This window comes from Propioniciclava sp. LT432, assembly GCF_059515965.1.
This window is the reverse complement of the sequence record NZ_JCAKNE010000029.1, coordinates 1-19,034: the sequence shown is the minus strand read 5'-3', so window position 1 is coordinate 19,034 and position 19,034 is coordinate 1. Positions and strand designations below refer to the sequence as shown.

At 71.4% G+C, this 19,034-nt stretch carries 17 protein-coding genes; 11 read left to right on the top strand and 6 right to left on the bottom strand.

What is annotated here, in order from left to right:
* The first annotated feature begins 26 nt into the window (after positions 1 to 26).
* The 4 genes from AC5YDV_RS15740 to AC5YDV_RS15725 all read left to right on the top strand — a co-directional run bounded on the left by AC5YDV_RS15740 (position 27) and on the right by AC5YDV_RS15725 (position 5,253).
* Positions 27 to 644 carry a TetR/AcrR family transcriptional regulator gene (locus tag AC5YDV_RS15740; RefSeq protein WP_496182831.1) on the top strand — a complete coding sequence of 206 codons (618 nt, stop codon included), beginning with the start codon at positions 27 to 29 and terminating at the stop codon, positions 642 to 644.
* The gene (locus tag AC5YDV_RS15735) at positions 641 to 2,560 is read left to right on the top strand and encodes an acyl-CoA dehydrogenase family protein (protein WP_496182832.1); all 1,920 of its coding nucleotides are present in this window, start codon (positions 641 to 643) and stop codon (positions 2,558 to 2,560) included. The genes AC5YDV_RS15740 and AC5YDV_RS15735 overlap by 4 nt, the downstream gene beginning before the upstream one ends.
* Positions 2,561 to 2,593: 33 nt before the next feature.
* Positions 2,594 to 4,015: a bifunctional ADP-dependent NAD(P)H-hydrate dehydratase/NAD(P)H-hydrate epimerase gene (locus AC5YDV_RS15730; RefSeq protein WP_496182833.1), complete on the top strand. Its 1,422-nt coding sequence runs from the start codon at positions 2,594 to 2,596 to the stop codon at positions 4,013 to 4,015.
* A 65-nt stretch (positions 4,016 to 4,080) separates the two neighbouring features.
* Positions 4,081 to 5,253, top strand: coding sequence for a M20 metallopeptidase family protein (locus tag AC5YDV_RS15725; protein WP_496182834.1), 1,173 nt, complete (start codon positions 4,081 to 4,083; stop codon positions 5,251 to 5,253).
* Here AC5YDV_RS15725 and AC5YDV_RS15720 read toward each other — a convergent pair.
* A complete protein-coding gene (locus AC5YDV_RS15720; RefSeq protein WP_496182835.1) occupies positions 5,240 to 5,665 on the bottom strand; it encodes an acyl-CoA thioesterase in 426 nt (141 codons plus the stop codon). The two genes, AC5YDV_RS15725 and AC5YDV_RS15720, sit on opposite strands and share 14 nt — an antisense overlap.
* A 421-nt stretch (positions 5,666 to 6,086) precedes the next feature.
* Between AC5YDV_RS15720 and AC5YDV_RS15715 the strand changes: the two genes are divergently transcribed.
* Genes AC5YDV_RS15715 through AC5YDV_RS15695 form a run of 5 tightly spaced genes read left to right on the top strand, consistent with a single transcriptional unit; the run spans position 6,087 to position 12,781 of the window.
* Positions 6,087 to 6,857 (top strand): hypothetical protein, encoded by a 771-nt coding sequence (locus AC5YDV_RS15715; protein WP_496192522.1) that lies wholly within the window; start codon positions 6,087 to 6,089, stop codon positions 6,855 to 6,857.
* Positions 6,858 to 6,873: 16 nt separating this feature from the next.
* Positions 6,874 to 7,617 (top strand): hypothetical protein, encoded by a 744-nt coding sequence (locus AC5YDV_RS15710; RefSeq protein ID WP_496182837.1) that lies wholly within the window; start codon positions 6,874 to 6,876, stop codon positions 7,615 to 7,617.
* Positions 7,614 to 8,237, top strand: a complete 624-nt coding sequence (locus AC5YDV_RS15705; protein ID WP_496182838.1) for a hypothetical protein — start codon at positions 7,614 to 7,616, stop codon at positions 8,235 to 8,237. Before AC5YDV_RS15710 ends, AC5YDV_RS15705 begins: the two co-directional genes overlap by 4 nt.
* A gap of 21 nt (positions 8,238 to 8,258) precedes the next feature.
* Positions 8,259 to 9,629, top strand: coding sequence for a lanthionine synthetase C family protein (locus AC5YDV_RS15700; RefSeq protein WP_496182839.1), 1,371 nt, complete (start codon positions 8,259 to 8,261; stop codon positions 9,627 to 9,629).
* Positions 9,602 to 12,781: a lantibiotic dehydratase gene (locus AC5YDV_RS15695; RefSeq protein ID WP_496182840.1), complete on the top strand. Its 3,180-nt coding sequence runs from the start codon at positions 9,602 to 9,604 to the stop codon at positions 12,779 to 12,781. Before AC5YDV_RS15700 ends, AC5YDV_RS15695 begins: the two co-directional genes overlap by 28 nt.
* Positions 12,782 to 12,796: 15 nt before the next feature.
* Here AC5YDV_RS15695 and AC5YDV_RS15690 read toward each other — a convergent pair whose 3' ends face one another.
* From AC5YDV_RS15690 to AC5YDV_RS15670, 5 genes are all read right to left on the bottom strand, one after another.
* Positions 12,797 to 13,918: a sodium ion-translocating decarboxylase subunit beta gene (locus AC5YDV_RS15690; protein WP_496182841.1), complete on the bottom strand. Its 1,122-nt coding sequence runs from the start codon at positions 13,916 to 13,918 to the stop codon at positions 12,797 to 12,799.
* A gap of 1 nt (position 13,919) precedes the next feature.
* Positions 13,920 to 14,435 carry an acyl-CoA carboxylase biotin carboxyl carrier protein subunit gene (locus AC5YDV_RS15685; RefSeq protein ID WP_496182842.1) on the bottom strand — a complete coding sequence of 172 codons (516 nt, stop codon included), beginning with the start codon at positions 14,433 to 14,435 and terminating at the stop codon, positions 13,920 to 13,922.
* A gap of 3 nt (positions 14,436 to 14,438) precedes the next feature.
* Entirely contained in the window at positions 14,439 to 14,882 is a 444-nt protein-coding gene (locus tag AC5YDV_RS15680; protein WP_496182843.1) for an OadG family transporter subunit, read from the bottom strand.
* Positions 14,883 to 14,893: 11 nt separating this feature from the next.
* The gene (locus AC5YDV_RS15675) at positions 14,894 to 15,067 is read right to left on the bottom strand and encodes a carboxyl transferase domain-containing protein (protein ID WP_496192524.1); all 174 of its coding nucleotides are present in this window, start codon (positions 15,065 to 15,067) and stop codon (positions 14,894 to 14,896) included.
* 423 nt (positions 15,068 to 15,490) lie between these two features.
* On the bottom strand, positions 15,491 to 16,498 hold the full coding sequence (locus AC5YDV_RS15670) for an ArdC-like ssDNA-binding domain-containing protein (protein WP_496184676.1): 1,008 nt from the start codon (positions 16,496 to 16,498) through the stop codon (positions 15,491 to 15,493).
* A gap of 125 nt (positions 16,499 to 16,623) precedes the next feature.
* Between AC5YDV_RS15670 and istA the strand changes: the two genes are divergently transcribed.
* The gene (gene istA, locus AC5YDV_RS15665) at positions 16,624 to 18,162 is read left to right on the top strand and encodes an IS21 family transposase (protein WP_496181550.1); all 1,539 of its coding nucleotides are present in this window, start codon (positions 16,624 to 16,626) and stop codon (positions 18,160 to 18,162) included.
* Positions 18,159 to 18,902: an ATP-binding protein gene (locus tag AC5YDV_RS15660; protein WP_496181551.1), complete on the top strand. Its 744-nt coding sequence runs from the start codon at positions 18,159 to 18,161 to the stop codon at positions 18,900 to 18,902. Before istA ends, AC5YDV_RS15660 begins: the two co-directional genes overlap by 4 nt.
* The last annotated feature ends 132 nt before the right edge of the window (positions 18,903 to 19,034 follow it).

Here is a 19,034-nt window from a genome sequence, read left to right as displayed (position 1 = left end):
CACCAAGTTTCGGATACCCTCGGTGCATGACAACATCCGTGGACGGTCGCTCCACCCGCTGGGCCCAGCACAACGCCGAACGCCGGCGGGAGCTGGTCGAGGCGGCCCTGCGCGCGATCCGGCGCCACGGCCACGGCGTCGGTATGGACGAGGTGGCCGCGATGGCCGGCACGTCCAAGACCGTCCTGTACCGACACTTCGGTGACCGATCCGGCCTGTACGCGGCGGTGGTCGAGTCGGTGCAGAACTTCATCCTGGGCAACCTGACCGGGCCGCTCGCGGCCGACCTGCCACCGGCGCGCCTGGTCGGCGAACTCGCCGACGCCTACCTGGCCGTCGTCGAGGCGGACGGGGAGATCTACCGGTTCGTGGCCAACCGGCCCGGCGACTCCCCCGATCCCGTGCTCGGGATCACGAACCGGATCGGCGACGAGGTGTCGGCGTCGTTCCGGCGCTGGCTGGAGGCCGAGGGCGTCGACCCCGACCCGGCCAACATCTGGGGACACGGTGCCGTCGGCTTCATCTGGGCCGTCGCCGATCGCTGGATCCTCACCGACCTGCGTCGGCCCCGCGCCGACGTGGTGGCCCACATCAACCGCTTCATGGAACCCGCATTCGCAGCACAGACAAGGACGTCCACATGACCGCCGAAGCTCCCGCCCGTACCCGACCGACCACCGCCACCGGCGAGGCCCTGCGCCGGGCCCTCGACGGGCCGTTCCACCACATCAAGATGCGCTGGCGTGAGGAGGTCGGCCCCGAGGACGTCGTCCGCGAGCCGACGTGGGACATCCCGACGGCCCGCCAGTGGGCCCTCGACAAGCTCGTGGACCTGGCCGCCCGCGAGTTCGCGATCGCCGGCTTCCCCGAGGCCCAGGGCGGACACGGTACGCAGGCCGAGTCCGTGGCCCACTTCGAGATGCTGGCCATGGGCGACCTGTCGCTGGCCATCAAGTCCGGCGTCCAGCACGGGCTGTGGGGCGGCGCGATCACGAACCTGGGCACCCAGTGGCACCACGAGACCTTCCTGCCGGGCACGATCACCGCCGAGATGACCGGCTGCTTCGCGATGACGGAGTTGGGCCACGGCTCGGACGTCCAGTCGATCGAGACCACCATCACGTGGCTCCCCGAGAGCGGCGAGTTCGAGGTGCACTCCCCCACACCGGGCGCGACGAAGGCCTACATCGGCAACGCGGCCCTGCACGGCAAGTGGGCCGCGGTGTTCGGCCAGTTGCTCGTGGGGGGCGAGAACCAGGGCGTCCACGTGGTCGTGGTGCGCATCCGCGACGAGGACCTCTCCCCCGTCCCCGGCGTCACCCTCGGCGACCAGGGCCACAAGGGCGGGCTGCTCGGCGTCGACAACGGGACGATCTCCTTCGACCACGTCCGCGTCCCGCGCCGGCACCTGCTCGACCGGTTCGGCGGCGTGGACGCGGACGGCACCTACCACTCGCCGATCGAGTCCAAGAACGCGCGCTTCTTCACGATGCTGGGCACGCTCGTCCGCGGGCGGATCTGCGTCGGCGGCGGCGCGGCGTCCGCCACGCGCAAGGCGCTCTCGATCGCGACGCGGCACGCGCTGAGGCGCACTCAGTTCCGGCTGCCGGACCTCGGCGAGGAGATCCTCCTGCTCGACTACCAGGTTCACCAGCGCAAGCTGCTGCCCAACATCGCCAGGGCGTACGCCTACGGCTTCGCGATGAACGAGCTGGCCCTGCAGCTCCAGCGCGTCACGGACGCCGCGGGTTCCGACCCCGTCGCCGCCCGCGAGCTGGAGACCCGTGCCGCGGGCATGAAGGCCCTGCTGACCCGCTGGGCCAACGACACGATCCAGGTGGCGCGCGAGGCGTGCGGCGGAGCGGGCTACATGAGCGAGAACGGGCTGACGCTGCTGCGCCAGGACGCGGACGTGTTCGCCACCTTCGAGGGCGACAACACCGTGTTGCTGCAGTTGGTCGCCAAGGCGCTGCTCCTGGACTACAAGAAGACCTGGGGCGACCTCGACATGCGGGGAACCGCCCAGGCGACCGCGCGCCTGCTCGGCGAGACCTTCCTGGAGCGGACGACCGCCCGTGCGGTGATCGACCGGATCATGTCCGGCGGCAACGTCAAGGACGTCGGTTCGCGGGCCTGGCACATCCAGATGTTCGAGGACCGCGAGAAGCACACGGTCGAGGGCCTGGCCAAGCGCATGCGGGCCGCGGCGCGGGCGTCCGACGTGTTCGCGGCGACCAACGCCTGCCAGTCGCACATGGTGGCCGCCGCCCGGGCCCACACCGACCGCATCGTGCTCGAGGCGTTCATCGCGGGCATCGACGCGTGCGACGACCCCTACATCGCGTCGATCCTGAACAAGGTCTGCGACCTCTACGCGCTGGCCACGATCGAGGAGAACCGCGGTTGGTTCCTGGAGCACGAGCGCTTCGACGGCGGCCGGTCCAAGGCGATCACCGTGGCCGTGGACGCCTTGTGCCTCGACCTGCGCGGCAAGGCGCTGGAGCTCGTGGAGGGCCTGGGCGTCGAGGAGTCCTGGCTGAACGCGGCGATCCTACGCTGAGGGCCGTGGTGCCCTGAGGCTAGGTTGGACCGCATGGAGCCCATCGCCTCTGCCCAGTCCATCCGCGACGCGGAACAGGCGTGGTTCGTCGCGCACCCGGCGGGCGACCTGATGGGCAGGGCCGCGGACGCCGTCGCCGCGGCTGCCGCCGAGGTGCTCCGGGGGCAGGATCTCCCGGGCGTGCTCGTCGTCGCCGGTCCGGGAAACAACGCCGGTGATGCGTTGTTCGCGGCGGCCGAGTTGCGCGAACTCCTGGGACGCCCGGTTCCCCTGTGGGTCTGGCCGGTGCTGGATCGCACGCACCCCGACGGCCTGGCCGCGGCGCTGGCGTCCGGTGCCGTCGTGGTGGACGCCGCGGGTGCGCTCACGCACGTCAGCAGCGTCGGGGTGGTCCTCGACGGCTTCGCCGGCCTCGGCGGACGCCCCGGGCTCCCGGACGCCGTGGCTGCGTTGGCGCGGGCCTGCTCCGACGACGGGGTACCGGTGGTGTCCGTGGACATCCCCAGCGGGCTGGTCGCCGACTCGAGCGTGCGGCACGAGTCGTTCCGGGCGGACGTCACCGTCACGTTCATCGCCCGAAAGCTGGCCCACGTGGCCGAACCCGCGGCGTCCCGGTGTGGGCGGGTGGACCTCGTGGACATCGGCGTGGCCGCGCCCGCGTCGAACGTGTCGCTGGTCACACAGGACGACCTGCGGGCCTGGTACCCGTGGCCCACCGTCCGCTCGGACAAGTACGCGCGCGGGGTCGTCGGCCTCGACACCGGCACGGACGCCTACCCCGGCGCCGCCGTGCTGGGCGTCTCCGGTGCCCTGCACGCGGGGGCCGGCATGGTGCGCTTCGTGGGTCCCGCCCGGGACGCCGTGCTGAGGGCCTTCCCGTCGGTGGTCGCCCCCCTGGACGTCGACGACCCCGGACGGGTCCAGGCCTGGGTGGTCGGTTCCGGCTGGCCGGGAGCGGACGGCCCACGCCTGGCCCGCCGGGTGGCCGACGGCGTCCCGGTGGTGGTGGACGCCGGCGCCCTCGACACCGTGGGCGGGCTCGACGCCCCCCTGCCGGCTGGTTCGCTCGCGACCCCGCACGCCGGTGAGCTTGCCCGACTGCTCGAGGTCGGGCGTGACGCGGTCGAGGCGGAGCCGCTGCGGTACGCGTCCGAGGCCGCCCGGGCCCTCGGTGCCTGCGTGCTGTTGAAGGGGGCGACCCAGTACTGCGTCGCACCCGAGGGGGAAGCCCTCGTCGTCGCGGCCGGACCGGCCTGGACGGCGGTCGCCGGTTCGGGGGACGTGCTCGCCGGCATCGCGGGAGCCCTGCTGGCCGCGCGTGTGCCGGCCCTGCGGGCCGGCGCCGTCGCGGCGGCGCTCCAGGCCCGCGCGGCGTCCGCGCTGCCCGGCCCGCACACACCCGACGAGTTCGCGGCGTCCGGCCTGCCGAGGGTGATCGCGGGACTGGGCGAGTGATGCACACCTGCATCACTCGTACTGTCCTCGGCTGGGCACACCTGACTGAACTAGGCTGAGGTCTCGTGACCGACTCGCTGCTCGAACACCTGGTCGCCGGCATCGACGCCGTGCTGCCCGAGGCGGCCTCGCTGCGCCGCATGATCCACACCGATCCGCACGTGGGCGGCGACGAGATGGACACCCGCGACACCCTCACCCAGGCCATGGACTGGCTGGAGTGGCTGCCGGTCGCCGAGACGGGCGCCTACGCGAGGGTCGGTCCGGCTGGCCCCGCCGTGGCCCTGCGGGCCGAGTTGGACGCCCTCCCCATCCACGAGGACACCGGGATCGAGTGGGCCTCGCAGCGCCGCGGCATCATGCACGCCTGCGGCCACGACGTGCACATGGCGGCCCTGTGGGCCGTCGTCCGGGCGGCCAAGGGCTTGGAGCTGCCGGTGGCGATGATGCCGTTGCTGCAGCCGCGCGAGGAGCTCAGCCCGCCCGGCGCCACCGACGTGGTGACCTCAGGCGTCCTCGAGGACGAGGAGGTGGCCGCCATGGTGGGCGCCCACGTCCAACCGGCGGTGGAGCCCGGCGTCGTCTCGACCGGGGCCGGAGCGGTGAACGCCGCCGTCGACGAGTTCGGCATCACCATCACCGGACGCGGTGGCCACGGCGCCTACCCCCACCTGACCGTCGACCCGATCGGGATCCTGGCGAAGATCATCCCGGGCCTGATCGAACTGCCGGGCCGGACCATCAACCCGATCAACCCGTCCGTGGTGTCGATCGGGACCGTCCACGCCGGGACCGCCCCGAACATCATCGCCGAGACCGCCCACTGCTCGGGCACGATCCGGACGTTCCACGAGCGCGACCGGGCGATGCTGCACGAGGCGATCATCCGCCTGGCGGAGGGCATGGCGATCGCCCATGGGGCGTCCGCCACGGTGAAGTTCACCCGCGGCGGGCCGGCCATGATCAACGACCCGGCGCTCGCGGCGAGAGCGGACGCCCTGTTCGCGGGGCTGCAGGTTCCCGTGGCGGGGGTGCCGTTCCGGTCGTGCGGGTCGGACGACTTCTCGGAGTACAACGAGCTCGTCCCCTCGCTCATGACCTTCGTGGGCGTCGGTGCCCCGGATGGCGTGGGCCTGCACCACGCGAAGTTCCTGCCGAGCCGCCTGGCCCTGCGCCTCACCGCCGTGGCCCTGGCGACCAGTTACGTCGCGGGGGCCCAGCTCATCACGCGCGGGTGAAGAACGGCGGGTTGTCCGGCACCGGCCGGGGCCTGCCGTTGTCGTCGATGGCCACGTACTTGAACACGCCCTCGGTGACGAACTCGTAGTTCTCCTCGTAGGTGTGCAGGAGCCCGCGGCGCCAGACCTCGATGCGGATGTCCAGGGAACTGCGGCCCACGCGGATCAGCTCGCAGTAGACGCTGATCGTGTCCCCGACGGCGATCGGACGCCGGAACGTGACGCCCTCCACGGCCACCGTGGCCGCCCGACCCTGGGTGACCTCGGCCGCGAGCAGCCCGGACGCGATGTCCATCTGCGAGAGGATCCATCCGCCGAAGATGTCGCCGGTGGGGTTGGTGTCCTTCGGCATCGCGAGGGTGCGCAACGCCATCTCACCCCGAGGCCTGCGCTCCTGTTCGTCCTGGCTCATGGGCCGAGACTATCGGGACGGGGAGCGGGGCAACCTCGCACATGGGCGAGGGCCGAGCAGCGAAACTGCTCGGCCCTCTGATGGTGTTCGGGGGAGGACGTCTCCCGGACTCGAGGGGCTCTGAGACCTACCCGTTCGTCTAGCGGGTGTCGGCGAATCGTCGGCAATCCGTCCGGAAACCTCTCGACCGCTTGGCCATTGTCGGGACCCATTGGGTTCGGGACCATGACTTCCGCGGACCTCTATTCCACGCCTGTGGCGCCGCCTCGTCAAGGGGTCACAACCGAAGAATCTCCTGAGGGAATTCAGCTCAGGATCGCGGATCCGAGAGTTCACCAAGAAACGTCATGGGGCCCTATCGAAATTGTTCCCGCCCGACGTACTCTGCCCGAAGGACTCACCCCCGATCCTGGAGGCGGCCATGGCCGACAACGCGGAATTCTCAGGACGCCCGGAAGATCCGTTCGTACGCGCGCGCGTCCCCGATCCCTCAGCTCCCCCCGTGTCCGGGCTCACCCTGACCGGCCTGCTGGGCGACAGCGAGAGGCCGGGAAGGCGCCGGCTGTACCTGAACACGCGCCTCGACTACTACGTCGAGTTCCGGACCGAGGAGGTCCTGGCGGTGGAGGACGTCGGCCCCGACCAGCCACCCTTCGTCGGCCTCGACGCCACCCGTGTCACCCTCGTCCGCGACGCGCGGGTCGACTACGTCCACAGCCGCACCGGCCCCGACCCGTTCCAGCTGGACGCCGCGGGCCCCGAGGCCACCTTCTCCCCACTTTTCGCCGAAACCTGGGAGGCCGAGTGCCCCGGACCGACGTGGGGCGACTGCCCCACCGAGTTCGCGTGTCCGACCGCCAACGAGTGCCCCAGCGGCTGGACCGTGTGCAAGCCGGCGACCTGCCGCATCACCGAGCAGGCCACCTGTGACACGTGCCGCACCTGCGGCGAACGCACCTGCAACACCTGCCGTGGCACGACGTGCCGCACCTGCAACGACGCCTGCGTGACCCTCCGGACGTGCGCGACCTGCGTCACGTGCGCGGCCACCTGCGCCCCCACCTGCGCACGGACGTGCGCGAACACCTGCCGGGTCACCTGCGTCCCGGCGATCTGCGAGACCGTGATCCGTTGCGCGACCGAGTTGCAGACCCACTGCAACACCTGCTGGTGCAACACGCGGCTCTGCTGAACCGAGAGGACACGCCATGGCTGACAAGGACGAGGGCATCGAAGGCCGGCCCGCCGATCCCTTCGTGGCCGCACGGATCAACAACCCCGCCGAATCCCCGACCCCGTCGTTCCAGCTCGCCGGCCTGCTCGGCGACAGCGACCGCGACGGCTACCGGCGCCTCTACCTGAACACCCGCCTGGACTACTACGTGGAGTTCCGGGTCGCGGACGTCCTCGCGGTCGAGGACGTCGGCGCCCAGGAGCCGCCCTTCGTGGGCCTGGACGCCACCCGCGTCACCCTCACGATGGACGCCAGGGTGGACTACGTCCACTCGCAGAGCGGCGTGCAGGACGCCTTCGCCGTCGACGCCCGTGAGGGAGGATCCTTGGCCGGGTTCACGCCGGTCGACACGGGAGGCACCCTGCCGGGGGACCTGACACGCACCGACCTCACGACCATCGTGACCGGCTTCGAGAGCCGCGGCATCACGTGCGTGCCCGACACGGTGGACCAGGACTGCTACTGGACGGTCCGGTGTTGGACGCGGCAGGGGTGCTGGACGCAGCAGCGCACCTGCTACGTCGCGACGTGCCACACGTGGGGCAACGCCACCTGCCAGACGTGCTTCCAGGCGACGTGCCAGACCTGCGGCCAGGCCACGTGCCAGACGTGCAACAACCAGGTCACGTGCCGTACCTGCAACCTCAACGAATGCTTCAACACCATTCGCACGTGCATCAGCCAGGCGATCAGGTGCCCGACGCTGGCCTGCCCATGACCCCTGGGCGTCCCGGGCTCACCCTCAGCGGCCTGTGGGGCGAGGGCGACCGGCCCGGCCGAGGGCGGCTCTACCTGACGACCGCGCTCGACTACTTCGTCGAGGTGCGCCTCGACGAAGTGGTCGCGGTCGAGTCGATCCCGCCGGAGGAACCACCGTTCCCGGGCCTCGACGCCACGCGCGTGACCCTCACGCCGGATGCGAGCACGGACTGGGTGCGCCGCGTCGCCGTCGCCGACCAGTTCGCGCTCGAGGCGCGGGACGCCAAGGTCAAGGCCCAGTTCACCCGCACGTGGGACGCCCGCTGCCCGGGCGTCACCCACCACTTCGGTGAGTCGGACTTCGACCCCTGCAACGGCCGCACCGGGGGCGACACGGGCGGTGGGGGTACCTTCGGCCCGTGGCCCACCCAGGGCGGGGAGACGTGCGCGACGTGCAACGGCCTCACGTGCGCCACATGCGACGACGCAACGTGCGAGACGTGCTGGGGCGCCACCTGTGTGACCTGCGACTACGGCTGCCCGTCCTTCGGCGGCACCTGCGACACCTGCGCGACGTGTGGCCGGGACACGTGTGGCACCTGCCGAACCGACCCCGGTTGGTGTTTCCTGAAGGCCTGAACCACCCTGAGGAGCCCACCCGTGAGCCAACACCTCCGACCGGACGGCGCCGGCACCGACCTCCGGCGTCCGGCCCCGTGGCGACCCCTGCTGCCGGACGACCTCGCCCTGCGGGCCCGCGCGGTCGCGCTGGACCTCGCCGTCCGGTGCACCGACCCCGACCGCGTCCGCGCCGCCAACGCGTTGTGCCAGCAGCAGACGCTGTTCCCGAACACGCTGCGGTGGGATCCCGTGGGGGTGGCCCAGGGCGACTTGGGCCAGTCGATGCTCTGCGCGCACCTCGACGCGGTCGAGCCGGGTGCCGGCTGGGACGGGGCCGCGCGCGTCCATGCCGAACTGGCGGCCGCGGCGCTGCGGCGCGGCCACCGCCCCGCGATGGGGACGGTGAGCGGCTCGTCCGGGGCGGCGTTCGTCGCCCGACGGCTGCCCGACAGCACCCTGGCGCCGCTCCTGCCGGCCCTGGAGGCGACCATCGCGCAGGACGCCCTCGCCACGGCCGCCGCCATCCGTGGTTGGGACGGTCTCGCGGTCAGCACCTTCGACCAGATCTCGGGGCTCAGCGGCGTCCTGCTCTGCGCTCTCCCGGACGGCGCGCGGGCGGCGTCCCCGGTCGCCCCGTTCGTGGTGAAGGCGCTGGTCGCCCTCGCCCATGATGGGGGCGAGCTGCCCGCCTGGCGCACCCCGCCGGAGTACCTGTACGACGACGAGCAACGCGCGTGGTACCCGCACGGCAACCTCAACCTCGGGCTGGCCCATGGCATCCCGGGGCCATTGGCCGCGCTGGCCCTGGCGGTGAAGCACGGCCTCGGCGGGGAGGCCGCCGTGGCCGCCAGCACGGTGCTGGGCGACTGGCTGGCCTCCCATGCGACGCGGGGGGACGCGGGGCCGGGCTGGGACGCCGTCGTGACGCTCACCGAAGGCCCCGAGGGACTCGCGGAGGTGCCGCCGCACGCCGTGGGCCGGGACGCCTGGTGCTACGGCACTCCGGGCGCTGCCCGGGCCCTCTTCCTGGCCGGTGACGCCCTCGACCGACCCGACTGGCGCGACCTCGCCGTCGAGGCCATGGAGGCCGTGTACCGGCGTCCACCCGAGGCGCGCGGCATCGACTCCCCCACGTTCTGCCACGGGATCGCGGGGCTGCTGCAGATCACCCTGAGGTTCGGCCACGACACCGGGCTGCCCCTGTTCGCGGACGCCGCCGCCGCGCTGACGGAGCAGATCCTGGCGGCGTACGATCCCGAACGTCCGATGGGCATCGCCAACGTGGAACCCGGCGGCAACCTGGTGGATCAACCCGGCATGCTCGACGGGGCGTCCGGTGTCAGCCTGGCGCTCCTGAGCGCCTCGAGCGAGGTGGAGCCCACATGGGACCGGATGTTCGCACTGTCCTGACACCGCCCGAGCCGGCGACCGCCGAGGTGGGCACCGCGCTCTACCGGGTGGCGCCGTGGGCGCTGGTCCGGACGCCGCTCCTGCCAGCCGGCAGCCGCGCACTGGCCCGCGATCCGCGACGGGCGCTGGCCGATCCCGAGGTCGTCCGGGCGCTCGCCATCGGCAGCCCCACCCTGCTCGCGGACGCCCTCCGCGACACCGCCGACGCCAAGGACGCCGCCCGCACCGACCGGGGCCTGGCCCGGTACCTGATCCGGATGAGCACGCGCCCCACGCCGTACGGCGCCTTCGCGGCCGTGTCGCTGGCCACGTGGGCCACCTCCACCGACCTGCGGCTCGACGGCGGCCGCCGCACCCGCACGCGTCCGGACATGGCCTGGCTCCGTGGGCTGCTCGCCCAGTGGGAAGGCCGGCCGGAGGTTGCCGACCGGATCAGGTGGCGCGCGGATCCCCTCGCTCACGAGGCCGGCGACCGGTTCGTGGCCTCCTCGGGCGGGTCCGTCCGGGCCACCGAGCCTGCTCGCGTCGCCCTCGCCGAGGCCGCGACCTGGTGCCCGCGCCGTGACCTGGTCGCTCGCGTGGCCACGGCCACCGGCGGCAGCACCGCCCAGGTGGAGGGCCTGCTGGAGCAGTTGCGCGTCGCGGGGCTGCTGCACAGCGACCTCGCGCCGGCACTCACCGGGCGCGAGGCCACCAGCGGGTCCGACGCGCTGCGGCTGGCCGCCGTGCTGGGCGAACCGCTCTCCGACCCCCTCACCGGCCTGCTCGCCGCCATCGCCGACGCGGACGCCGCGGGCGCCGCCCCCGCGCGCGAGGCGTTCGGGAGGGTGGCGGAACGGGCCACCGCGCTGTTCGAGCACGCCGAGACGTTCCAGACCGACCTGTCCCGGGAGCTGGCCGCACGCGAGCTGTCGGCGGAGGTCGGCCTCGAGTGCGCCCGGGCGGTCGAGACCCTGCTGCGCCTCGGCCCGGGCCCCGCCCTGGCGGGGGACCTCGCCGGCTATGCCGGACGGTTCCTGGCCCGGTGGGGACGCGACCGCGAGGTGCCGCTGGCCGAGGTGTTCGACCCCGTGCGCGGGTTGGGCCCCCTCCCCCACACGCACGGCGGATCCTCGGTCACGGACCCGGCCGCGCTGGCCCGCCGAGCCGACCGGTTGATGACGCTGGCCCTGGAGGCCCTGCGTGACGAGCGACGCGTGGTCGAACTGGACCGGGCGACGATCGACGCGCTCGCCACCTGGCCGCCGGGGACCTCCGGCAAGGCCCTGACGCCGGCCACGGCGTCCGACGCGCCGCTCTCGTTGGACGTGTCGGCCTTCGTCCTGGCGAGTGACCCCGCCGCGGTCGACCGCGGCGAGTTCACCGTGGTGATCGGGCCGAACCTCGGGGCGTCCGTGGCGGGACGGTGGCTCGGGCGCTTCGCCGACCTCTTCGACGGCGTCGGGGACGCCTGCTACGACTGGCTGAACCGCGCCGAGCAGGAGGCCGACCCGGACGCGGTGCCCGCCGAGGTCGTCTACCTGCCCGCGTCAGCGAGGTCGACCAACGTGGTGATCCGGCCGACCGTGTCACCGGTCGAGATCGTCGTGAGCGGCCACGGCAGCGCGGAACGGACTGTGGACCTCCATGACCTCCTCGTCGGGCACGACGGCGCCCGGCTGTACGTGCGGTCGCGAAGCCTGGGCGTCCGGCTGCGACCCACGGCGCGGCACATGCTCAACCACCACGGTGCGCCGCCGGTGTGCCAGTTCCTGGACGCCGTGGGCCAAGGGCTCGCCGCGGAGTTCGCCGGCTTCGACTGGGGCGAGGCGGAGAAGCTCCCCGTGCTGCCCCGCGTCCAGGTCGGCCGGGCGGTGCTCTCCCCCGCGCGCTGGCTGCTCACGGTGCCCTGGACGCAGTCGGCTCCCCTCGAGGGCCGCGCGCTCGAGGCGGCCGTGGGGACGGCGCTGGAGTCGGCACGCCGCCGTTGGGGCCTCCCCGACCGGGTGTACGCCGTCACGGCGGACAACCGCCTGCTGCTGGACCTCAGCGAGCCCAACGACCTCGAACAGCTTCGGCGCGAGGTCCGGAACGCGGGCGGCACGATGCGCCTGCAGGAGGCGCTGCCCGACGTCGACCACGCCTGGCTGCCGGGTCCTGACGGCGCCTACCTGACCGAGGTCGTGGTCTCGCTGGTGAGGCGGCCGGCTGTGACTCCGGCGCAGGCACCGGGTGCGACGGCCGCGGGTGCGACGGCTGCGGTGACGGAGGGTGGCCCCGCCGAGGAGAACCAGCCGGCGGCGAGCGCCCCGGCGGCGTCCGCGGTGCCGCGCGTGGGCGTCCGGGACCGGCTGCGCCTGCCGGGCAGCGACTGGCTGTTCGCGAAGTTCTACGCCCCGTTCGAGCGGCACGAGGAACTGCTGGGCTCGGGCCTGGCCGACCTCCTCGACATGGCGGAGAACTCGGGGCTGGCACGGCGGTGGTTCTTCCTGCGCTACTCCGACCCCGACCCGCACCTGCGCGTGCGGTGGCAGGGCGAACCCGACCTGCTGCTGCGCCACCTGCTGCCCCAGGTCAACGAGTTCGCGACGCACCTGGTGGAGCAGGGACAGATCACCCGCCTGGTGGTCGACACCTACGACCGCGAGGTCGAGCGCTACGGCGGACTGGAGGGGCTCGCGGTGTGCGAGCAGGTCTTCCACGCGGACAGCGTCTCGGTGCGGCGCCTCTTGGGCCTGCCCGGGGTGGAGCGCACCGCGGTGGCCGTGGCCTCGGCGTCCGCCCTGCTGGCGGGGCTCGGGCTGGACGCCGACCAGCGCGTGCGCTTCTACGAGGCGCAGACGGCACTGCTGGAGGACCCGGCGGTGGGGCGTGCCGCCGGCGAGGACTACCGCGCCCGCAAGACGACGCTCCGGGCGCTGCTGGGCCCCGAACCCCCGCCGGGCCCGTTGGCCGAGGCGGTGGCGGCCCTGCGCGGTGCGATGGCCCCGTTCGGCGCGGCGTTGCGGGGGGCGGACGCCTCGGGCTCGCTGGCCGGCCGGCTGGACGACCTGTGGCCGAGCCTGCTGCACATGCACCTCAACCGGCTCGTGGGGCCCGGTCAGAACCCGACCGAACCCCACGTCCTGCACCTCTTGTTGCGCACCGAGCGCGGCCTCACGCTGACGCGCTGAGCCCCGGCGTCCGACCTAACTCGCGCCCATCAGCGCCAACAGCACACCACCGGCCACCACGGAGGCGACCTGTCCGGCTGCGTTGGCGCCCATGGCGTGCATCAGCAGGAAGTTGTCGAAGTTCTCCCGCTGCGCCTCGCGCTGGACGACCCGTGCCGCCATCGGGAACGCCGAGATGCCGGCGGCGCCGATCAGCGGGTTGAACTTGCCCTTCGAGAAGAGGTTCATGAGTTTGCCGAACGAGACGCCCATGATGGTGTCGAGGCAGAAGGCGATCAGGCCCAGCACCAGGATCATCAGGGTCTGCAGGTTGAGGAAGCTCTCCCCCATCATCGTCGAACCGATCGCCAGGCCCAGGAACAGGGTGACGACGTTCGCGAGTTCGTTGCTCGACGCCCCCACCAGCCGCTCGACGACCTTCGACTCGCGCATCAGGTTGCCCAGCATCAGCATGCCGATCAGGGGCGTCGCGAACGGCACCAGGGTGCCGACGACGATGGTCACGATGATCGGGAACAGGATGCGCGTGCGCTGCGAGATCTCCCGCGAGGTGTACGGCATGACGATGGCGCGTTCCTTGGCGGTCGTCATGGCGCGCATGATCGGCGGCATGATGATCGGCACGAGGCTCATGTACGAGTACGCCGCCACGGTGATGGGGGCGACCAACTCGGGCGCGAGCTTGTTCGACACGTAGATCGAGGTCGGTCCGTCGATCGCGCCGATGATGCCGATCGAGGCCGCCTGCTCGTGGCTGAATCCCAGGAACAGCGCCAGCAGCAGGGTCAGGAAGATGCCGAACTGGCCGGCCGCGCCCAGCAGCACCATCTTCGGGTTCTCCAGCAGGGGGCCGAAGTCGGTCATGGCGCCGATCCCGATGAAGATCAGCAGCGGGAACATCTCGTTGCCCACGCCCATGTCGTAGAGGGCCTTGAGCATGCCGTGCTCCCCGACCAGGGGCGACAGCGGCAGGTTGGCCAGGATCGCGCCCGCGCCGATGGGCAGCAGGAGCAGGGGCTCGTACTCCTTCTTGATGGCGAGCCAGATCAGCAACAGGCCGATCGCGATCATCACCAGGCTCTGCCAGGTGACGCTGGTCAGCCCCTGCAGCAGGTAGTGCAGTGTGTCCGGACTCATCTCAGGCCTCGAACCTCACCAAGGTCTCGCCGAACTTCACCTGTTGGTTGGGTGCGACGTAGATCTCGGCGACCACACCGTCCCGGGGGGCCTTCAGCTCGTTCTTCATCTTCATCGCCTCGAGGACCAGCAGCGAGTCCCCGCGCTTGACCGCCGCCCCGACGGTCGTGTCGACCGTCAGGATCACGCCGGGCATGGGTGCGGTCATCTTGTCGCGGGCCACTCCCCCGCCGGCGGGGGCCGCCGTGACGGCTCTCGGTGCGGACGCCGCGGGTGCGGGTGCTGCGGGTGCCGTCGGTGCGGCGGGGGCGGCCGAGGCGGTGGCCGGCGCATGGCGGGTGGCCGCGGGCTGGGGGATGACCGCGGGGGTGATGGCCCCGTGGCCCAGGTCGCGGTGGTCGTCGAGCGTGACGTCGACGAGGCGTCCGTCGATCTGGACGCGGAACAGGTTGGCGCCGACAACCTCGACATCCACCACCTTGGTCGTGTCGTTGACGCTGATCGTGTAACGGCGCATGTCCTACCTCCGGACGAACGGGTTGGTCTGGTGGCCCCGGCCGACGGCCAGCCAGCGACTCGCGAAGAGCTGGCTGCCGGGCGCGTGGGCACGGGTTTCGGGGCCGGCGGAGCGGCGGCGGATCTCCGCGTGCTGGACGACGGCGACCAGAATCGCCGCGAACTGGTTCTCGTCGAGGCCGTCGCCGATGATCCGGACGGTCGGCGTGACCGGTACGACCTCGGCGGGCCCGGTCGCGTCCTCCGCACCGGGCAGGACCGTGACCATCTGCAGGTCGGGGTCGGACGCCCGGGCCTTGGTGTTGGGCTTGGGCGTCGGCGGGTTGTCCGTGCGCCCGATCAGCATGAGGACCGCCATGAGGGCGAGCAGCAGGAGGAACACGACCCCCATGCCGATGACCATCATCATCAGGCCCCAGCCGATGTCATCCATCGTGGGCAGGTTCATGGCGTCGCTCCTTACACCGGGAAGAGGCCGTGCTTCTTGGGGATGGTCTGCGTGACCTTGGTCCGCAGCACCTCCAGGGAGCGGATCAGACGCGGACGGGTCTCGCGAGGCTCGATGACCTCGTCGATCTGGCCGACGTCGGCGGCCTGGTAGGGGTTGAAGAACTTCTCCTTGTACTCCGCGATGAACCGCGCCTCTGGCGGGCCACCGCGATGGCGGCTGGCAGCATCAGCCAGGCCAACACCAGGCCGGCCTCCCGGTCATCACCGCCATCCTCCGCGGCCAAGCGGGCCAGCCCCTGGAGCACCCGGTTGGCCGCGCTCCAAGCCCGGTCGCAGGCCCGCAGCCGGTCGAGCTCGACCCACGCCTGTAACGCGGTCGGGTCGGGGACTTGGGCCAGGTCGGGTTCCAGCTCGGCCCACGTCGGCCAGGCGCGGGCGATGATCTGGCCGGGATCCTGCTCATCGAATCCGAGTTGCTCGCTGATGCTCATCGAGATCTCCTTCCGTTGGTTGACACCAAGGAAGCTCCCGAACCGACGTCCCACGGGGTGTCCCCCCGGGTTACCCACAACCCCCATTTCGTTGTCCACAACCAGGACGAAACCCCTAGACAATGCCACGTCCCCCCACGTCCCCCCAGCCGGCAGAGGCAACCGGGGCAGCCAGCCGGATCGGCACTCTCGAGGGCCCCGCCAGGGTCACCGGGGGACGTGGTGACACCAGCTCCCACGCAGGCACGGGAGCCTCAGCGGCTACCGGGCCAGCCGCGACGACCGGGCTCGCCTGGGTCGGGTCGTTCGGGTCGACCGGATCGGGCAAGGTGCGATCCAAGATGGTGCGGGCAGCGCGGACCACCCGGTCCGCGGTCTGGCGCAGGACCTCGGAAACAGTCGGCCCCTCAGGTCGAGCAGCCTCCTGCGCCCATCCGGCGACATAGTTGAACGTGTACTGCGACGCATCCAAACTGTGCGCGCCCATCACCAGGTAGGCGACCGACTCAGCCTCCACCTCGACCACACCACGGCAGGCGAACGGGTCCCGTTCCCCGGGGCGGTGCAACACCACGTGGGCCCACTCATGCGCCAGCGTCTTCACCGCCTGCGCATCATCGACATCGGCGCGCACCCGAACCTGCCGGGCGTCGAAGATCGTCAGCCCATTGGCTCCCCCACAATCGCCACGCGACACGGAGAACCCCTCAGCCTCCACGCCCGTCCTCAACGCCTCCCACAAGCCGACCGGCGCATCCCCCGCCAGCAAGCGCGCCCGCGGGACCTCCGGGAGCGGTTCCCCGTCTGTCTGGGAGACGTCGAACACCGACAACGGGCGCACCCCCACCACCCGAATCGCCAGCTCCGGCTTCCCGTCCGGCCCCAGCACCGGCCCACCCGACGCGTCCTCCTTCGGCAGCCGTTTGGTCACCGGGCCAAACACTTGGATGCCGGTCTCCCCGCGGCGCACCTGCCGGCCCTTGGCCTGCCACGCCCGATACCCAGCCACCAGGGTGGCGTGCGGGGCCTGGGCCATGATCAGCAAGCTGTTGTTGAACGAGTACCGGTGGAACCTGCATATTGCGCTCGGTGAGGGCCGGTGTTCCGTTGTGGGGTGAGCCAGTGGTCCGGTGGGCGGTGAGCCACGGCGACGGGGCGCGGTGGACCGTGGCGGCGCTCGGGTTTTCGTGTGGGACGTTCGTCGCGCCGTGCCGTTGGGGTACGGCGTGACGAGAGGAAGTCGCCTTCATGGTCGACTACAAACAGATCCTTCGGCTGCGAGCTGAGGGGGTCAGTCAGCGTGGGATCGCGGACGTGTTGGGGTGTTCCCGTAACACGGTGGCGGCGGTGTTCACTGCGGCGGACTCGGCGGGGGTCGGGTTCGAGCAGGTGACGGACCTCGGGGCTGACGAGGTCCGCCGGCTGTTGCTGCCCGAACCGGCCAAGCCGGACTCGGACCGGGCCACACCAGACTTCGAGCACGTGCACCGGGAGCTGGGACGGCCGTCGGTGACGCTGCTGGTGTTGTGGAACGAGTACGTGGCCAACTGCCGCGCCACCGGCGAGGTGCCCTACCAGTACTCGTTCTTCAACGAACAGTACCGGCGGTGGGCGAAGGCCACCGGCGCGTCGATGCGGATCCAGCGCAACCCGGGCGAGTCGATCGAGGTCGACTGGGCCGGGGACCCGATGGCCTACGCCGACCCGCTGACCGGCGAACCACGACAGGGGTGGGTGTTCGTGGCCGCACTGTCGTATTCGGCCTACACGTATGTGGAGGCGTTCCCGGACATGACGCTCGGGTCGTGGATCGACGCGCACGTGCACGCCCTGGAGGATTTCGGGGGTGCTGCCCGGCTCCTGGTGCCGGACAACCTGCGGACCGGGGTGTCCCGGTCGGACCGCTACGAGCCGGCGTTGAACCCCGCCTATGCCCGGTTGGCCGAGCATTACGGCACCGCGGTCATCCCGGCCAGGGTGAAACGTCCCCGCGACAAGGCAGTGGTCGAAGGGAGCGTCCGGTTCGTCGCGGGGCAGGTCGCGGCGGTGCTCCGCAATCGGCAGTTCGTCGGGTTGGCCGAGTTGAACGAGGCCATCTTCGCCGAAGTCGCTGCCATCAACGCGCGTCCGTTCCAGAAGCGGGAGGACTCCCGGCAGATCGTGTTCGAACGCGACGAGAAGCCACTGTTGCAACCGCTGCCGCCGGTCCGGTTCGAGTTGGCCGAGCTCCGCAAGGCCAAGGTCGGCCCGAACTACCACGTCCAGGTCGACAAGAACTTCTACTCCGTCCCTTCCCGGTTGATCGGCCAATCCCTGGATGTGCGCCTCACCACGAGCATCGTGGAGGTCTTCGACGGGATCGAGCGGGTCGCGTCCCACCCCCGCTTCCAAGGGGTGTCGGGCCGGTATGCGACCCTGCCGGCCCACATGCCCGCCACCCACCGCAGCCGACTGGTCGACTGGACGCCGGAACGATTCGAGCAGTGGGCCGCCACGGTGGGCCCGAACACCCAAGCGGCGATCGGGGCGATCCTGGCGTCCCGCCAGATCGTCGAGCAGTCCTACCGGTCCTGTCTGGGGGTGATGTCGCTGGCCACCAAGCCCGGCGGCATGGCCCGCCTGGAGGACACCTGCACGCGGGCGTTGGCGGCCACCCCCGCCCCCTCCTACACGCTCATCAAGAAGCTGTGGACCGGCTGGACCCCACCCACCCAAGCCCCGCCGGCCCCCTCCCTGGGCGACGCCGGCTATGTCCGCGGCAGCGACTACTACGGGAGCCGAGCATGATCGATGTGGAAACCCTCACCCGCTTGAAGACGATGCGATTGTCCGGGATGGCCGAGTACTTCGAGAACCTCGCCGACACCACGACCGCCGCCACCCTGACCGGTCCAGAGTTGGTCAAACAGGCCGTCGACTGGGAATACGAGAGACGCCGCGACAGCAAGCTGCACCGGCTCCGCCGCCAAGCCTGCCTCGCCCAACCCGCCGCCGACCTGACCGACCTGAAAGCCATGCCCGGCCGCAGCATGGACCTCGAGCTGATCCACCGGCTCGCGGTCGGCGCCTACCTGGTCAAGCACCAAGACGTCATCCTGCAAGGACCCACCGGCGCGGGGAAGACCTACGTCGCCTGCGCGCTGGGGAACAAGGCCTGCCAGCAGTACCGCAAGGTGCTCTACCTGCCCGCCGGGGAACTGTTCGACCGGATCACCATCGCCGAACGGACCGGGGACAAGAAGCGCTGCCTCGACACCCTGGTCAACGTCGAGTTGTTGATCATCGATGACTGGTTCCTCACCCCGCCCACCCGGGTCCAGGTCCAGCAGTTGCACACCCTGATCGACCGACGACACAAGACCGCCTCCACGATCTACTGCTCCCAGCTACCACCGGGCCAGTGGCACGACCGGATGGAAGAGAAGATCCTCGCCGACGCCATCGTCGACCGGATCACCACCAACGCGCACGCCACCGTCCTGGACTGTGACGACTCCCTGCGCAAACACTTCACTCACCTGCAGTAACCACAGCGCTGGGGCGGCCCAAGCGGCCGCCCCAGCACCATGGCAACCCATCCCGTCGACGTGGCCCACCGATCCCCGGAACACTGGCTCACCCCCCAGCGGAACACCGGCCCTCAGCAAGCGCAATATCCA

What these genes read in the sequence shown, in the direction of transcription:
- AC5YDV_RS15720 (WP_496182835.1), bottom strand. Translation starts at nt 5,665, where the DNA reads ATGAGCCAGGACGAACAGGAGCGCAGGCCTCGGGGTGAGATGGCGTTG.
- AC5YDV_RS15740 (WP_496182831.1), top strand. Translation starts at nt 27, where the DNA reads ATGACAACATCCGTGGACGGTCGCTCCACCCGCTGGGCCCAGCACAAC.
- AC5YDV_RS15735 (WP_496182832.1), top strand. Translation starts at nt 641, where the DNA reads ATGACCGCCGAAGCTCCCGCCCGTACCCGACCGACCACCGCCACCGGC.
- AC5YDV_RS15680 (WP_496182843.1), bottom strand. Translation starts at nt 14,882, where the DNA reads ATGAACCTGCCCACGATGGATGACATCGGCTGGGGCCTGATGATGATG.
- AC5YDV_RS15705 (WP_496182838.1), top strand. Translation starts at nt 7,614, where the DNA reads ATGACCCCTGGGCGTCCCGGGCTCACCCTCAGCGGCCTGTGGGGCGAG.
- AC5YDV_RS15715 (WP_496192522.1), top strand. Translation starts at nt 6,087, where the DNA reads ATGGCCGACAACGCGGAATTCTCAGGACGCCCGGAAGATCCGTTCGTA.
- AC5YDV_RS15690 (WP_496182841.1), bottom strand. Translation starts at nt 13,918, where the DNA reads ATGAGTCCGGACACACTGCACTACCTGCTGCAGGGGCTGACCAGCGTC.
- AC5YDV_RS15710 (WP_496182837.1), top strand. Translation starts at nt 6,874, where the DNA reads ATGGCTGACAAGGACGAGGGCATCGAAGGCCGGCCCGCCGATCCCTTC.
- AC5YDV_RS15695 (WP_496182840.1), top strand. Translation starts at nt 9,602, where the DNA reads ATGGGACCGGATGTTCGCACTGTCCTGACACCGCCCGAGCCGGCGACC.
- AC5YDV_RS15685 (WP_496182842.1), bottom strand. Translation starts at nt 14,435, where the DNA reads ATGCGCCGTTACACGATCAGCGTCAACGACACGACCAAGGTGGTGGAT.
- istA (WP_496181550.1), top strand. Translation starts at nt 16,624, where the DNA reads ATGGTCGACTACAAACAGATCCTTCGGCTGCGAGCTGAGGGGGTCAGT.
- AC5YDV_RS15730 (WP_496182833.1), top strand. Translation starts at nt 2,594, where the DNA reads ATGGAGCCCATCGCCTCTGCCCAGTCCATCCGCGACGCGGAACAGGCG.
- AC5YDV_RS15660 (WP_496181551.1), top strand. Translation starts at nt 18,159, where the DNA reads ATGATCGATGTGGAAACCCTCACCCGCTTGAAGACGATGCGATTGTCC.